Source organism: Paenibacillus sp. FSL L8-0644, from assembly GCF_038008165.1.
In the GTDB taxonomy this organism is placed as follows: domain Bacteria; phylum Bacillota; class Bacilli; order Paenibacillales; family Paenibacillaceae; genus Paenibacillus; species Paenibacillus polymyxa_D.
Map to the genome: position 1 here is coordinate 4,580,906 of NZ_JBBOYN010000001.1, position 16,184 is coordinate 4,597,089.

The 16,184-nt window shown below is 45.6% G+C and carries 16 protein-coding genes; 4 read left to right on the top strand and 12 right to left on the bottom strand.

Features of this window, described 5'->3' with window-relative positions; genetic code table 11:
• Positions 1-170: 170 nt before the first annotated feature.
• The 5 genes from NSS94_RS20915 to NSS94_RS20935 all read right to left on the bottom strand — a co-directional run bounded on the left by NSS94_RS20915 (position 171) and on the right by NSS94_RS20935 (position 5,513).
• Complete coding sequence (locus NSS94_RS20915; protein WP_069011653.1) at positions 171-1,145, bottom strand: polysaccharide pyruvyl transferase family protein; 975 nt, start codon at positions 1,143-1,145, stop codon at positions 171-173.
• Positions 1,120-2,499, bottom strand: a complete 1,380-nt coding sequence (locus NSS94_RS20920) for a lipopolysaccharide biosynthesis protein (RefSeq protein ID WP_029519252.1) — start codon at positions 2,497-2,499, stop codon at positions 1,120-1,122. The genes NSS94_RS20915 and NSS94_RS20920 overlap by 26 nt, the downstream gene beginning before the upstream one ends.
• A gap of 73 nt (positions 2,500-2,572) precedes the next feature.
• Entirely contained in the window at positions 2,573-3,526 is a 954-nt protein-coding gene (locus NSS94_RS20925; RefSeq protein ID WP_341040025.1) for a glycosyltransferase family 2 protein, read from the bottom strand.
• Between the two features lie 40 nt (positions 3,527-3,566).
• Positions 3,567-4,508, bottom strand: a complete 942-nt coding sequence (locus NSS94_RS20930) for a glycosyltransferase family 2 protein (protein WP_029519255.1) — start codon at positions 4,506-4,508, stop codon at positions 3,567-3,569.
• Between the two features lie 204 nt (positions 4,509-4,712).
• Positions 4,713-5,513 (bottom strand): DUF1836 domain-containing protein, encoded by an 801-nt coding sequence (locus tag NSS94_RS20935; protein ID WP_039273781.1) that lies wholly within the window; start codon positions 5,511-5,513, stop codon positions 4,713-4,715.
• Positions 5,514-5,768: 255 nt separating this feature from the next.
• On the opposite strand from NSS94_RS20935, the gene NSS94_RS20940 reads away from it, so the two are divergent.
• Together NSS94_RS20940 and bacA are read left to right on the top strand one after the other, a co-directional pair.
• Positions 5,769-7,109 carry a hemolysin family protein gene (locus NSS94_RS20940; RefSeq protein ID WP_176715730.1) on the top strand — a complete coding sequence of 447 codons (1,341 nt, stop codon included), beginning with the start codon at positions 5,769-5,771 and terminating at the stop codon, positions 7,107-7,109.
• A 125-nt stretch (positions 7,110-7,234) separates the two neighbouring features.
• A complete protein-coding gene (gene bacA, locus NSS94_RS20945) occupies positions 7,235-8,032 on the top strand; it encodes an undecaprenyl-diphosphate phosphatase (RefSeq protein WP_029519259.1) in 798 nt (265 codons plus the stop codon).
• 136 nt (positions 8,033-8,168) lie between these two features.
• On the opposite strand, the gene NSS94_RS20950 is transcribed toward bacA, so the two are convergent.
• The 7 genes from NSS94_RS20950 to NSS94_RS20980 all read right to left on the bottom strand — a co-directional run bounded on the left by NSS94_RS20950 (position 8,169) and on the right by NSS94_RS20980 (position 14,256).
• Positions 8,169-8,495, bottom strand: a complete 327-nt coding sequence (locus tag NSS94_RS20950; protein WP_025721930.1) for a thioredoxin family protein — start codon at positions 8,493-8,495, stop codon at positions 8,169-8,171.
• Positions 8,496-8,648: 153 nt separating this feature from the next.
• Complete coding sequence (locus NSS94_RS20955) at positions 8,649-9,560, bottom strand: aldo/keto reductase (protein ID WP_340956874.1); 912 nt, start codon at positions 9,558-9,560, stop codon at positions 8,649-8,651.
• A gap of 280 nt (positions 9,561-9,840) precedes the next feature.
• Complete coding sequence (locus NSS94_RS20960) at positions 9,841-10,584, bottom strand: alpha/beta hydrolase (protein WP_340956878.1); 744 nt, start codon at positions 10,582-10,584, stop codon at positions 9,841-9,843.
• A 33-nt stretch (positions 10,585-10,617) separates the two neighbouring features.
• Positions 10,618-11,598, bottom strand: coding sequence for a siderophore ABC transporter substrate-binding protein (locus NSS94_RS20965; RefSeq protein WP_341040027.1), 981 nt, complete (start codon positions 11,596-11,598; stop codon positions 10,618-10,620).
• Positions 11,599-11,610: 12 nt separating this feature from the next.
• Positions 11,611-12,369: an iron ABC transporter ATP-binding protein gene (locus NSS94_RS20970; RefSeq protein WP_039273792.1), complete on the bottom strand. Its 759-nt coding sequence runs from the start codon at positions 12,367-12,369 to the stop codon at positions 11,611-11,613.
• Positions 12,363-13,313, bottom strand: a complete 951-nt coding sequence (locus tag NSS94_RS20975) for an iron chelate uptake ABC transporter family permease subunit (protein WP_209949892.1) — start codon at positions 13,311-13,313, stop codon at positions 12,363-12,365. The genes NSS94_RS20970 and NSS94_RS20975 overlap by 7 nt, the downstream gene beginning before the upstream one ends.
• Positions 13,303-14,256, bottom strand: a complete 954-nt coding sequence (locus NSS94_RS20980) for an ABC transporter permease (protein WP_341040028.1) — start codon at positions 14,254-14,256, stop codon at positions 13,303-13,305. Before NSS94_RS20980 ends, NSS94_RS20975 begins: the two co-directional genes overlap by 11 nt.
• Before the next feature lie 325 nt (positions 14,257-14,581).
• Here NSS94_RS20980 and NSS94_RS20985 point away from each other — a divergent pair, with 325 nt between their 5' ends.
• Positions 14,582-15,259 carry a response regulator transcription factor gene (locus NSS94_RS20985; RefSeq protein WP_340933969.1) on the top strand — a complete coding sequence of 226 codons (678 nt, stop codon included), beginning with the start codon at positions 14,582-14,584 and terminating at the stop codon, positions 15,257-15,259.
• Positions 15,256-16,173, top strand: a complete 918-nt coding sequence (locus tag NSS94_RS20990) for a sensor histidine kinase (RefSeq protein ID WP_029519273.1) — start codon at positions 15,256-15,258, stop codon at positions 16,171-16,173. The genes NSS94_RS20985 and NSS94_RS20990 overlap by 4 nt, the downstream gene beginning before the upstream one ends.
• The last annotated feature ends 11 nt before the right edge of the window (positions 16,174-16,184 follow it).

The following is a 16,184-nucleotide window of genomic DNA, read 5'->3' on the forward strand; positions in this document are numbered from 1 at the left end:
GGAAATTGGCGCAATAAAGACCTCTACGGGGGCGTCCTACTCTTTTAGATTAAGTCATTAAATATACACTGCCTTTATTATTTATCACATTAAATGATTTTGTCTCTATATAAAAGCCTCCTAAATCATTTCAATGATCAGGAGGCTTTTGAAAATAATTTTTCTTACTATTAAGATGGCTGCTCCAACGCACTTGGAGCTTCACTAAACAGCTTCGCCTTTGGATTCGGGTGTGTCCAGGTATTATAATATTGCGAGTTCTTGCCGTAGGAATTGTCAATGACAACGTGCGGCATATCAAGCAGGCAGGCCAGAATGTGACCGTGTAGCCGTGAAGTGCGAACCTCGCGATAAGAACTGAACAGCGTAACCGCCTTGTTCATGAGATGGTCGGTGTACTTGTACCAGAATGTACGGGTAGGCAACGGGCCGCCGATTTTCTTATTCAGTCGGTAAAACTTTTGGAAATAGACGATCCCCTTCACTTCCAGCGGAGTGAATAAAGTATCCCAGTCCAGACGGTGTGAGGCATCAGCCTCGTCATCGAATTTTTTTTGGCCCCCCACCGTTTCAATATCCGTACGCAGGAAGTACAGTACGTCCTTCACGGTTTCCGTAGTCGGCTTCAATGGCCAGAGCTGGTGCGCCATATCAGGACATAGTGTGATACTGCACTGGTTCAGCTTGTCCTTAGCCCACTGATAAGAGCGAGTATCCCGCACAAACATATGTAGATCCGGGTGAGCATTAAACAGGGCAGCGACCTCATTAGCCTTCTGTTCAGATTGAAAGTGGATCGTTTGCGGCATAATCACAATTCGGTGGTTAGGGAAATCGCGAACGATGCGTTCCCGCAAATTTTGGTGATTTGAATAGAGATCGCCGAAGTTGCCGCCGCCGTGACACACGATAATCCAGTCACCCGGGATTTGAAGCTGATCGGGAATATCCATGGCGCTATAACGGGCACGGACACGGATGCCATTATCCTTGAAGAACGCCTCAGTGCCTTTCATGATGAGTACATCCCCACCGTTATTATAGACGGGATAGTCGACATAAATGATGTTCGAACCTTGGGGGACTACGTCGAGAATGACGCTCAGCTTGTTTTTCAGTTTAGCCATGGGATGCAAATTCGGCATCTTTCAGTTCTCCCTTCCTGCGCTTCTTTTGTATTGTCTGAATGACGAATGTAATATCACTTTTATCAAAAATGATCCGTGATAGCGGAACATTGAAAAACATGGGGAACGAGAACAGTGAGAACGCCAACCGAACACAAGCGCCTACAAGCAAAGCAATCGCAATGCCATCCAGACCGAAGATCGGTGTACAAATAAAAAACAGACCGACGGTGATCGCATAGGCTACAATTTGCCGGAACAATACCAGTCCCGGACGCCCCAGCGCGTTAAAGGCCGAAGCCAGAATCCATGAGCCGCCACCAATGATACATTCCAGTGACAGCAGGTAGAACGTTAGCGATGCTTCCAGAAAAGCGGGGCCGTACAGCAAACCCAGCATGTATCGTCCAATGAAGAGAGCAGGCACAATGACGATTAGCATCGCAGCCATAGAGATGCGAAAAGCACGTCCTACCGTTTCGACAATCTTGCTGTGCTCCATTCCCGTAACCTTTGGAAAGGTAACGTTAGTGACGGCATTTTGCACTACATTGAACACACGAGACAAGGCGTAGACGACAGAGTACAGGCCGAACGCTTTGGGTGATAGCAGTGCCACAATAACGATTTTGTCCGTTTGTGTGGACAGCGTCCCCATCAACTCCATCCCGTAAACCCTCGCTCCATAGCTATAATAAGGACGAAGCACTTGGCGGCTGGTAAATGGGCGGAAAGTACGCAAATTCATATACTTGCGCAAACGGAGGAACGCCCACACTAGTGCAAGGAAACTCGCGGCAAAATTCACTGCTCCAGCCAGTTGCACATTGAGCAAGCCCATCAGCCACAGTGTCACCAGACCGATGAAATTCAGTAGTGGGTAGTAAAACAACAGGCCGTTATATACGCTAAATCGATCCAGCCCTTGCGACAATGCTGTCGTCAGCGCTGTAAGCACTGCCAGCGGTATGGCTGCCGCACAATAAAGCTGGGACAGTTGGATGATGTCCGCACCATAACCATTCAGCCACAGCGGCATGCATATCCAGGCCACAGCTCCCGCCAACAAGCTGGCAGGCAACTGAATCCAGAGCGACAACGCCAGCAATTCTTCCGTCGTGCCTGTTTTCTTCTTGATGTTATAAATTAACGACGTTGGTAACCCGAAGCTCAACACACTGCCGATCAGCGTAGGCCAGAACAGAACTGCCGCCAGTTCTCCTTTCCCCTCTACTCCGAGCATACGTGCGGTCAGGATGGAAGTCAGGGTCGTAACGATTAGCACAAAAAAATTGTTAAAGCTCGTGCGCATGATCGTTTTGGCGAGACTGTCACCCGTGAATACTTTCCTTGCTGCTGTCCATGTGCTCATGTTACGTCCAACTCCTGTTCCTTATTAAGCCTCTCGTCTCTATGCTCGCATCGCGTCTTTTGACGCACCTCCATCAGCCTACCGTTTTTTTGGAATTGCGTTCAGGCAACTGCCCCCCGCCAACAAGCTCCTTTGGACTTGAAAAGATCGCTTTCAACGCTCTTCTATAGCCTTGAATGGCAGTATGATTTTTCTTGGGCTTTTCTCTCAAAATCTGATACAACGTCGTCCAGTATAGCGCTGCATAACCAATCGGCCCAGATCCCTCATCACGCAGTAAATGAATATGATTCATCACCCGCATATAAGTAACCTGCTCCATATTGTCGCGTGAGGACGGCGATTCGTGATGAAGCAGCGTAAGCGCCGGGTTAATGTACAATGGGCCGCTTTTCATTGCGATGCGCGAAAGTAACAGATCCTCGCCTACGCTATAGCTTTGCAACCAAGGTACCGGCTCTAGACTGCGAATCGCCTCACGGCGAAATGACATATTACAGCCATGAAAAAACTGGGTTCTAAACGTCTTCTTGGCCTTATGCCAGTTATACATCGAGCCGGACTGACCGCTGAGGGACAACCTCCCTTTGGACAAAGACTGCTGGAATGACAGCAAGCATCGAATCGTTCCCATGAAGCTGTTACTCATTCCCTGTGCAATACCGCCGACACCAGCAGCCTGCGGGTAAATCTCATAGGTACGCATCAACTCATTTAAATAGTTGCTCGGCAACTCAACATCATCGTCAAGGAACAAAATAATGTCACCCTGCGCAAGTTCAGCTGTCTTTACACGAGATAACCATAATCCCGGCTGCTCCTTACGATGATATCGGTAGGTAATTCCCGCTCCGCCCAACTGACGCTCATAGCGTTCCAGCACATGCTTCGGCAGTTCTCCGTCGTCAATAATCCATAGCTCGGTTTCACATGCCTCCGGTGCTCCCCCAATGGCAATTGAATTGATGCATCGGGTCAGATCGTCAACCCGATTTCGGGTGCACAGAGCAATGGACAAGCTTAACATCATACTCCCCCTTTATCCTGTCAATGTGTAAAAAAACAGATTACTGAACCGCCGGGCCTAAATATTCGTTATATTTTTGCTTGCGCGGGTTCAGAATGAACAACACCCCCTGCTTGTATCCATCTGCGGCATTAAAATTGCGACGCAGCGTTTCTTTGAGCATCAAGTAGGATAAGGTCCATAAAAGGGCTCCATACTGAATCACTCCAGCCTTTTTCAAAGCAAGAAAATAATAGTGGTTAATCGCTGTAGCCTTGGCTACTTTGCCCGCCTTATCGCGCGAGCTTGGAGATTCATGATGAATAATGGTTAAGTCAGGATTGATAACCAATTTGCCGTAACGGCTCGCTAACTGGCACATGTACAAATCATCAGCCACGGCATAACTGGTCATCCACGGATACGGCTTCATGTCCCGAAGCGCATCCCTCCGAAATGACATATTGCAGCCATGGAAAAATTCTGTATCGAAAACCTCTGTTGCTTCGCCCCATCGCAGCAAAGAACCTGCCAGACTACTAGGCGAGAGCTTGCCGAGGGATGAAGACATCTGAAATGTCAAAACGCCCAGCAGCTTTCCTGCCCGGCTCGAATGTAATCCCTTTGCAATCCCTCCAACACCCACAATCGTTTTATCCTGATCATAGGTATCGAGCAAGCGCCGGATATAGAGTTTATCGTCCAGTTCTGCATCGTCGTCAAAATACAGCACAATATCATACCGCACAAGGGACAAGGCCTCATAGCGAGATAACCAAACGCCGGGACGACTTTTTTTATAATATTTCAAAACGCTTTGAGGCAATCCGGATACCATGTGACGGTACTGCTCGATCTGTTGGTCGGAAATATCGCCGTCATCAACAATCAGCAGTTCTACAGCCGTATGCTCCAATTGCTGCTGTACTGCAATAGATTGTATACAGCGTGTCAGGTCTTCGATCCGGTTGCGGGTACAAATGATGATGGAGACATCGGACATGCCATTACCTCCTGTGTGTGTATCCAGATGCTTTGGAAGAGATATTCAAAGTTTTTCCAATTGCTGGATTATATATGTTTATTGTATCTTTGACAGCGTTTTAGTGTATATACCTCTTTTGTATACTTTTTCAGTCTCCAAAAGGGTAGACAATCCTCTAAAAAGAGTAAAAAAATAGGATTGGCTTCTAGTGCCAATCCTTATTTACCCTTGGAAGTCCAGAAACAACGTCGCATTCACATACCGACGTGCCATGGACAAAAAATAACTATTTTGCACCGCTACTGCTGCCACCAGCAAAGTATTACGCACTGCTTCACACTGGTTAGGGGTCAAATGCTGTAAACGACTGGTGTATTGATCAGCCGCCTGAACCAGCAACTCCTCTGTCGCACCTTCCTGACGCTGCTGTACTGTAACGGAATCTCCGTTATCCTTTACATAGCCTGCACCAGCAACATCGAGCAGTTGGTCTCCGTTCGCATCCAGCTCCTCAAACAAAGTTGAGTAGGCAGCGTACAAATCGACCGGCTGAATCAGATCGTCCGTATCATCTTCGGGCTGTTGGAACAGGATATGAAATAGCTGACGAATGGATTCAAAATCAAGACATGATTTTAAATCTTCTACAATGAGCAATATAGCTGCCTGGTTGACCGAGTATTTTTTGCCGATCTTCGGAGCGCCGAGAAATTCCTTGAAGTCGCGTTTGACCCAATTTTGCATAGATGCTAGTGACACATGGCTGTACTCGACTAGTTGTCCCAGGGAAACAATCTCTTGCAGCGAAAAGGCTGCGCTGTGCTTACCCTTGATGATTTTATCTAGCACAGGTGTCACATCGGTGTATAAAAATGTCGGCATCGCGCTCCCGGAGCGGGCGAGATGGCTATGAGTGCGCCTCCAGGCGTCCTGCAGAACGGCCAAAGGCTGCAATTCGCGGCGACCTTCCATGGCCAGCAGCAAATGGGCCATATCACGACGAGTAAGGGTAAAAGACTCCATCTGCTTTCCTCCCTTTATTACATTTCAAGTTCATTTGAACTCATCATACGCCCTCAAACTAGGCTTGTAAAGTGAAGCAATGAGACGTGCGGGTTCTATTATGCCTTATTTTCTGTGTAAATTGGAGGTAGGCGACCTGCTACGATTCCATATGAACCTTGTATATTTTCTTTTAAGTTCTTAAAATAAGTTCAAGTGAACTTAAAATGGAGTTCCTTAAAAAAATTGAACGAAAAAGGGATGAGTGAAAATTATATGGGTATAGGTGTCAGTCTATTTTTGTTTGCGGTGTTGATTTTATTTAGTGCTTTCTTCGTGGCTACCGAGTTTGCGATTATTAAAATCCGTTCCAGCCGGGTCGATCAGCTGGTTGTGGAGAACCGTAAAAACGCACTGGCGCTACAAAAGGTCGTCAATAATCTGGACGGCTACCTGTCCGCCTGTCAGCTTGGTATTACGATTACAGCGTTGGGACTCGGCTGGCTCGGTGAACCGACCGTAGTCAAATTGCTGGAGCCTCTCTTTCAACAGCTCAACATCAATGGGGATTTTTCACATATCCTGGCCTTTATTATTTCATTCGTCATTGTAACTTACCTGCACGTGGTGATCGGCGAACTGGCTCCCAAAACATTGGCGATCCGCAAAGCGGAAGCTGTCAGTTTGTTAACCTCTCCAGTCATCGTGTGGTTTAACCGGATTATGTATCCGTTTATTTGGCTCCTTAACGGCTCGGCCAATCGTCTGGTTCGTCTGTTTGGTCTTCAACCGGCTAGTGAGCATGAAGAAGCGCACTCTCAGGAAGAAATTCAGATCATTTTGTCCGAAAGCGTGGAAAGTGGTAAGATCAATAACACCGAATATGGCTACGTAAATCGTATCTTTGCTTTTGACGAGACCGTTGCCAAAGAAATTATGGTGCCACGTACAGATATGGTATGCTTGTTTACGAATCGCTCGCTAAAAGAAAACATGCTGACTATTCACGAAGAGCAGTATACCCGTTTTCCGGTGGCGACAGATAGCAAGGATCAGATCATTGGTATGATTAATACCAAACAGCTATTCCTTGAGTATGATCGCAATCCCGAGCTTGTTTTCGACAGCCTGATTCAACCGATCTTGACCGTTCCGGAAGTTATCCCCGTCAACACACTGCTGAAACGTATGCAGAAGGAGCAGGTTCATATCGCTCTCCTGGTCGATGAATACGGTGGAACCTCCGGTCTCATTACCATCGAGGACATTTTGGAGGAGATTGTTGGCGAAATTCGGGACGAATTTGATAAGGATGAACGGAAGGAAATCGAGAAACTGACGGAGAACAGTTATTTGATGGATGGTAAAGTGATGCTTTCCGATCTGAGTGATCTGACTGGCTTGACATTGGACGATGAAGACGTGGATACTGTCGGAGGGTGGGTGTATAGCCGGGTTCCGGAACCTAGACAGGGCAAGGAATTCATAGAAGAAGATGTGAAATTTATCATTCGTGAAATGGGTAAAAATCGTATTCGTCGGGTGGAGATTATTTTACACTACACATCCCCCGCATCTGAATTGGAAGCAGAATCGGACACTTCTTCCCGGGAATGAACCGTGTGACCTGAGCGTTTATCTTTGCACTTGACACTTGTGTTCACTCCTACTGAAATGACATATCTCCAGGGCAAACGGCTTAGGTCGTTTGCCCTGCACGCGTGTAAGGAGGAGCTAGTAAAGTGGATATTTTATCTTCTATTATTATGGGAATTATTGAAGGGCTGACAGAGTTTTTGCCGGTCTCTTCGACGGGTCACATGATCCTCACGGCTGATCTTCTAGGATTAAACACAGAGAATGATACGGTCAAAACGTTTGAGGTTATCGTGCAATTAGGTGCTGTGCTGGCAGTCGTCGTATTATACTGGCGCAGATTCCTGAGCCTGTTTGATTTCAGACGCAAAATCTCGAGTCAGCCACGTCTAAACCTGTTACATATTATTTTAGCCATGATCCCAGCTGGGCTAATTGGCGTACTGTTCCGTGATGTAATTAAGCAATACCTGTTTGGTCCTGAAACGGTTCTCTATAGTTTAGTCATCGGAGGCCTGTTGATGATTGCGGCCGAGAAATTTCATCCGCCCATTAGATCACATACGTTGGATGAGATCACGTACAAACAGGCTTTTACCATCGGTCTGTTCCAAGTCCTAGCTCTATGGCCAGGCTTCTCCCGTTCAGGCTCAACCATGTCTGGGGGCCTATTCGCACGTGTAAGTCATACGGCAGCCGCGGAATTTACATTCCTCGTATCGGTTCCGGTCATGCTGGGTGCATCGGGTATTGATATGATTAAAAGTATGGATCATCTGTCTATGAGTGATTTTCCGGTGTTCGCAGCAGGCTTTATTACTTCCTTTATCGTCGGGATGCTGGCGATCAAAACATTCCTCGGTCTGCTCAAACGCTTGAGCCTGACTACGTTCGCCATTTACCGCTTCGTGCTGGCGGCTGTGTTCTTTTTCATTATTTTATAAGCCATTGTTTGGTACCAATAACCAATAACTAAAAAGGGATATCCATAGGGTCTGAATGATCAGCCTTGGATATCCCTTTTACTATTTTGCAGAAAGGATAGATCGTACTGAACGATCCCCCTATCATGCGTTCTGATTATTGTTTGGATTCCAGCGTAGTCAAATATTCCGAGATTTGAGCTGGCGTTTTAGCGTATTTGCTGTGCAAATGAGCAATTTTTTCGCCATTTCGGAACACGAGCAGACTCGGAATGCCGCGCACTTGATTTTCGTCGGCAATCGGCTGGAATTTCTCCGCATCAAGCGCAAAGAAACGCTTATCCGCGTTTTCTTCAATAATGCCGTCCATAAATTTATCCAGTGTCTTGCAATCCGGACACCAGGTTGTATCAAATTTCACGACGGTCAGACCGTCACCGTTAATTAAATCCTGATATTGCTGCTGAGATTCGATGCGTTCCATTCGTTAGTCCCTCCTAGGTTGTATTTACAAAACATCTCCATATTCACATATGGAATTATATAAACGGAAGCTTATTCTTATATTGTAATGGTTCTTTTATAAATTGCAACTGGGATGGGTACATGTTTGACACTTGTCCCATCATTGCCCGGATCAGCGGTATTGCGTATCATAACGATTGGCTCGGCTAATTTGCTGTAGCGCCTGCCGCTCTTGTTGAGTTAGCGGTGCAATATCCGCAGCAGAAATATTATGCTCCAATTGTCCCAAAGAGCTTGCACCCGGGATCACAGCAGCGACAGTCGGATGTGAAAGGCTATAACGGATAGCTGTCTGCCCCATACTACGGTCCGCCCCTGCAAAAGCCTTTAATTGCTTACGCACGTCCAGCAGCTCTGCTTCTTCGTAGTCTAGGTATCCCTTCGCTGCCTTTTCTTCCCCCTTATCAGCCAATACACCGCTCGCTACGGGTCCACGTGCAATCACGCTGATTCCCCGCTCCTGAAGCAAAGACAGTACCTCTTCCTCTGCACGTCGGTCCAGTAAACTATACTGATTCATAACACTAACGATATTCGAGCGTTTGACATATTCACGGATGACGTGCGGGCGAATGGAGGAAATACCATAATAACGGATGACGCCCTCCCGCTGTAGCTGCTCAAAAGCCTCAATGGTTTCGTCTATCGGATCGTTAATTGTCCCTCCATGCAGCTGATACAGGTCGATATAGTCCGTTCCCAGGCGACGCAGACTTTCTTTAACAGCTGACAGGATATATTTCTTGGACGGGTCCCATTCCCAGCCCTCCTGCCCTGGTATGCGCCGATTCCCAACCTTGGTCGCCAGGATAACATCCTGCCGCCGTCCACGGATCGCTGCCCCCACAATTTCTTCATTGCGTCCATGCTGGTACAAATCAGCCGTATCCAACAGATTTACGCCTTTATCCAACGCTTCATGAATCAAGTAAACAGCTTGCTGCTCCTCCGTACCGACCGACATACATCCCAGGCCAATCTCACCTACCAGCAAATCTGATGATCCTAGGCGGTTTCTTTTCATTTATGCTCCCCTCACTTCCAATAACGTATAACTTTAAATTTTCAATATTTCTTTATTGAATCAATTTCATAAATGATTAAACCAACGAAGTGTATAGTACATATAGACAAATTAAACCATTTTGATCTATATGTACTCTTTATTAAAGCTACTGAAGGTATTATGAAATTGATTCTATTATACGAAAAAAATATACAAAAAAAACAACCCCAAAGGCATAGAGACTCCACGCTCTCCAATCCTCTGAGGTTGTTGTATGAGATTCGTATTCCATCCCATGCTATCCGAACAGCCATTGGACGGCCTTAGGAAATTGACGTTGAAAACAATCCACACGATGCACCGCATCCTGATCCAGCTCAAGAAGCACATCTTTTGCATCCAGTCCCTGTGTCCGCAGCAACTCGTATGCCTGGAGGGTGAGCGGAACCATATCTTTTTGTACATTCGTCTTTCCTTCACCTTCACGGGTCCCGACAGATATATAAAAGCGTTGTGTCCCATCCCTCACAGTTGCACATGATGCAGATTGCATATAATCAATCATACCCGGATACCAATACGAGCCTGAGATAGAACCGACGCGTCCGAATACGTCCTTATACTGGAAGACGGCATACATGGAAATTAATCCGCCCAATGAGGCGCCGATAATGCCCGTATGCTCCGTTCCAGTATGCACTGGATATTTTGCCTCGACGTATGGCATTACTTTTGTAACCACAAACGCCAGATAGGCATCTCCACCACCACCAAAAGCAGGTCTTCCTTCTACTAAAGCAGCTGCCTTCCAAGGCGTATAATCATCCAGCCGATTTACGGGCTGAATACCTACCAGCACCACACGGGGCAGCTCCCCCGTAGAAAAACCTCTTTCCAGCTCATCTAATCCGCTTAGAAATAAAGAGCTACCATCCTGCACATACAGCACCGGATACAGCTCATTATGATTCACGGAGACGGGAGGTGTATAGACGTGCACAAGATACCCATCTAATGAAATTTCATCTACATGACCTTTCATCCTACACAGTCCCCCATGATGTAAATGTATGCATTACAATGCAGCATCCATTTCCTTGATCATTTCAGATACGGATTCCAGACCATTACCTGACAGGTACCAGTAGTTAGGATCAAGGTATATAATATGACCGTTTTTAAATGCATTGGTTTTCTTCACCAGTTCATTCTCCATGGTTTGTTTACCTGTAACCTGCTCCTTGCCTTCTTCGACCACCACTGCTCCACGGTCAACGACAAAAATATAATCCGGATTTTTTTGCTGTACATATTCAAAAGAAACTTTTTGTCCATGCGTGGATACTTTAATGCCAGGATCTACAGGGGTTACGCCAAAAGCATCATGAATGATACCGAAACGGGATTGTGAGCCATATGCGCTCAGGCTTCCTTCATTTGTCAGCACGATCAGTCCTTTAGCTTTGCTCGCTACAGCCTTGTCATGTACGCCCTTGATGGAGCTATCAATCGCAGCCAGTTCCTGCTTGGCAGCATCCTCTTTGTCGAAGATTTGCCCCAGTGTTTCAACGTTTTTCTTAAAGGAATGGATATAATCCTTGGTGTCTACCGCCATCGAAATGGTCGGTGCAATTTTGCTCAACTCTTTATATGCATCAGCTTGTCTGCCGCCGATGATGATCAGTTCAGGAGACAGATCACTGATTTTCTCGTAATCCGGTTCAAACAGCGTGCCCGCACTTGCATATTTGGAATCTTTATATTTGCTCAAATACGTAGGAAGATCCTGCTGCGCTACCGCCGCAACGTCTACGCCCAGCTTGTCCAACGTATCCAGTGAACCAAAATCAAATACAACAACATTTTTGGGGTTAACTTTGACTTGAACCGGGTTTTCATCGAGTGCATGTTTGACCGAGATGGTTTTGGATTCAGTGGTTGCAGTCGAGGAGCCCTCACCTGTCGCTTCCGGTGTTACCGGAGCCGCTTTACCACAAGCCGACACGATCAGTACCAATGCAAGCATCAGCGTTAAAAACATCATATTTTTCTTCATTTAACATTCCCCCTAAGTGAAATAAACGCAAATTTTATGGTCACCAATCTGTTGAATCGGAATATCCATATCGTACAAGTCCTTTAATACCTGACTATCAATCATCTCGTCAGCCGTTCCTTGTTTTAGCAACCTGCCATCCTTCATCCCTACAATATAGTCTGAATAGCAGGAGGCAAAGTTAATGTCGTGCAACACGACCAGAATCGTTTTGCCGAGATCATCCACCAAACCACGCAACGTCTTCATAATCTGAACCGAATGCTTCATATCCAGATTGTTCAGCGGCTCATCCAGCAGGATGTATTCTGTGTCCTGAGCCAAAATCATGGCAATAAAAGCCCGTTGTCGCTGTCCCCCACTAAGCAAATCAATATGCTTATCTTTCATATCCTCCAGTCCCATGTAAGCCATAGACTGCTCCACCATTTTGCGATCCTCGCTGTTCAATCTGCCCTTGGAATACGGAAAACGACCGAAACTGACTAGTTCCTTCACGGTTAAGCGAATATTGACATCATTCGTCTGTTTTAAAATCGATATCTTCCGGGCTAGCTCTTCACTTTTCGTCAGGCTCACGGCCTGCCCGTCAATGAGGATTTCTCCCTCATCACTGTCAGTCAGGCGACTGATCATCGACAACAAGGTGCTTTTTCCAGCGCCGTTAGGTCCAATAAAGGAGGTAATGGTTCCTTTAGGTACAGTGACGGATACCTGATCCACCACATTTTTATTCCCGTAGCGTTTGGATACGTTTTTGACTTCTACCATGACTTATTCTCCCGCAGCAAAAGGTACAGGAAGTACACCCCCCCGATAAAGTTAATAATGACGCTGACTGTTGTCGATAAGTCGAATACTCTTTCTGCCAGCAGTTGGCATCCTGCCAACGCAATAACACTGACACAGATAGAGGCCGGAATAATATAACGATGCTGATAGGTTTTCATCACCTGATAAGCCACATTGGCCACAATTAATCCGAGAAACGTAATCGGCCCGACAAGCGCTGTAGAAATGGAAATGAGAATCGCTACGATAATTAGCAGCCTTTTGATAATAAAACCATAAGGGAGACCTAAATTAATCGCATGCTCTCGTCCGAGCGACAGCACGTCCAGATACTTAATGAATCTCCACGCATAAGCAAATACGAGCACAAGCACGAATACAGAAAGCCATAACAGTTCGGTGTTTACATTACTAAAGCTGGCAAAGCTCTTGTCCTGGATTTTCGCAAATTCGTTTGGATCAATCAGTACCTCCATAAAGGTAGACAGACTGTTGAATAGTGTGCCGAACACCAGACCAATCAGCAAAAGTACATAAATCCCACGTCCATCTTTGCGGAAAATTAATTTGTATAGCAGTCCTGCGAACAGCACCATCAGCCCCACCGACAGCAAGAAGTTTAATTCTTTGCTGGTCGAAATCAACGGGACGGAGCCAAATGCAAAAATAATCGTCGTCTGAATCAGCATGTACAGTGAATCCAGGCCGATAATACCCGGAGTCAAAATCTTATTATTCGTAACCGTCTGGAAAATAACGGTTGCAAAAGCAATGGAGCCACCTGTCAGAATGAAAGCTGCGATCTTTTTCAATCGTCGTGGCAGCGCGTAATGCCAGGTATGCGGAAGATCTATAAACACGAAAGCAGCAATCAACACAAGCGCGGCAGCGGCTAATATGCCGATTTTTAATTTAGGATTCATAGGCCCTTCTCCTCAGCAGCAAATACAAGAACAACGCGCTCCCGATCACACCCACCGTAAGCCCTACAGAAATTTCATACGGATAAATGATCACCCGTCCCAGAATGTCGCAAAACAGCACAAAGACGGCGCCCAAGATCGCTGTATGGGCCAGGCTTTTTTTCAGATTATCCCCCATATACATACTGACGAGATTAGGTACAACCAGCCCCAAAAAGGGAATTGTCCCGACCGTTAAGATGACAACAGAGGAAACCAAAGCCACGATCACTAACCCGACATTGACGGTGCGCTTGTAATGTACGCCCAAATTCGCCGCAAAATCCTCGCCCATGCCTGCAATTGTGAAACGATTCGCATATATGTACGTCAGCGCAACCAAAGGAACACTAAGATATAGCATCTCATAGCGACCACTCATGATTAGAGAAAAATCCCCCTGCATCCACGAAGAAATGCCCTGGATCAGATTGTATTTGTAAGCAAAAAAGGTCGTTACCGAATTTAAAATACCTCCAAACATCAAGCCGACAAGCGGGATAAATACCGGGTCCTTGAACCGGATTTTATCCAGTATCTTCATGAAAATCAGCGTTCCCCCTAAAGCAAATCCAAAAGCCGTCAGCATCTTCGTCCAAAATCCTGCCGCTCCAAACACCATAATGGCCATCAGCACACCCAATCGTGCCGCATCCATCGTCCCTGCAGTGGTGGGAGAAACAAATCGGTTCCGGGTAAGCTGCTGCATGATCAATCCACAGATACTCATACTCGCCCCTGCGATAATGATACTGATCAAACGTGGGAATCTGCTAATCAGGAGTACCTGCGCCTGATCGTTGGTTAAGTGGAACACATCAAGTGGAGTTACATCATGAACACCAATAAAAACCGAGGCGAAGGCCAGTACTAGAAAAGCCAGTATTAAATAACGCAATTTCATCTCTAACTAAGGGAGCCTGTCCAATAACCTGCACCAAGCTTCGGCCCTGTCCTCCCCTCCAATAATGATAATGATTATCAAAATCAACTAGCATAAATTATATCAGTGATATTGTATCTGTCAAATTTTTTTGCAATGAATAAACCATATCAAGAAAGGTGTTAGCAAAACCTGAATAGTCTAAAGAGCGAATGAGCAAATAAGAGCAATATCCTGTAAAATAGAGGTGGAAGATTTTGGGGCCCTCTTTTCCATTTTTACTGTAAGCAGTTCTTGGAATTCGGGTTTCATTAATTTGATAGACCAAAAAAACAGGAGGAGAATGATGAATCACATATTAATCGTCGAGGATGATACCGCCTTGAGTAATGGTATTGTTCTTGCTCTCAAAGAACCTAACAACGTATTTACGCAAACATATGACATTACTGCTGCAAAAGAACAATTGAACATCACTGCTTTTGACCTAGTGATACTTGATGTAAACTTGCCGGATGGGAATGGACTCGACCTCTTAACCCATATACGTAAAACAAAAGCTTTACCAGTCATTGTTCTGACTGCGAATGATATGGAAACAGATATTGTCACTGGTCTTGAGCTGGGTGCTGATGACTACATCACCAAACCCTTCAGTCTGATGATACTGAGAGCAAGAGTTGGTGTTCAGCTTAAGAAATCCAAATACTCGCTTGCAGACTCCATTCAGCTAGGTGATTTTTCCTTCTCATTTGAGAGGATGGAATTTAATAAGAATGATATACCGATTGAACTAAGTAAAACGGAGCAAAAATTGTTGCGCATTCTAATCAACAATCGAGGAAATACCGTTTCGCGTGATCATTTAATAGACAGCATCTGGACTGACGGGGCTGAATATGTAGGTGAAAATGCCTTGTCGGTTACGATAAAAAGGCTACGTGACAAGCTCGAGGATCATCCTTCTTCCCCACAATATATTAAAACGGTTTATGGGCTGGGCTACACATGGGCGTTGAAATGACAACACTCCTATATATATGTATTGGAATTGCCGTTGTTGCTGTATGCACCGCTGTGGGTGCTATTATGCTGTATCGCAGGAGCATCCATAAAACAATGAAAACCATTGAGAACATGCTGGATGCCGCGATAAATGGCAGCTTCTCAGAGGATGTCTTTGATGAATCCGTTCTTTCTTCAATAGAAGCTAAATTCGTGAGATTTCTTTCCATTTGTTCCGTGTCCTCCAAAAATCTGCTTGCTGAAAAGAATAAAATAAATGAGCTGATTTCCGATATTTCACACCAAACGAAAACACCATTGGCCAACATCCTGCTTTATTCCCAACTACTTAGCGAATACGAACTATCACAGGATACCTCCACTTGTGTGAAAGCTCTATCAACACAGGCCGAAAAGCTTAATTTCCTAATCCAGGCATTGTTGAAAACATCGCGGCTTGAAACGGGGATTATCACGGTAGCGCCAAGGCAAGAATCTGTTCATAAGCTCCTTGATGCTGCACTGGAGCAAATAACGCCAAAAGCAGATGCCAAAGGGATTTCAGTTATTAGGGAGGACACCGTTATTCATGCTTATTTTGACCTAAAGTGGACCAGTGAAGCTGTCTATAACATTATGGATAACGCTATAAAATATACAGAGACAGGCGGAAGCATGGATATAAAAGTGATGGCATACGAATTGTTTTGTCGAATTGATATTACTGATAGCGGCATAGGCATTGCAGAAGAAGAACAAGGGAAGATCTTTACCCGCTTCTATCGCTCCCCTACTGTTAACTCGCAGGAGGGTGTCGGGATTGGACTGTTTTTAGCTAGAGAAATCATCGCTGCGGAGGGTGGGTACATCAAAGTACGGTCACACTACGGCCGTGGTTCTACCTTCTCTATTTTTCTTTCTATGGATACTTAATTCTTTCAATA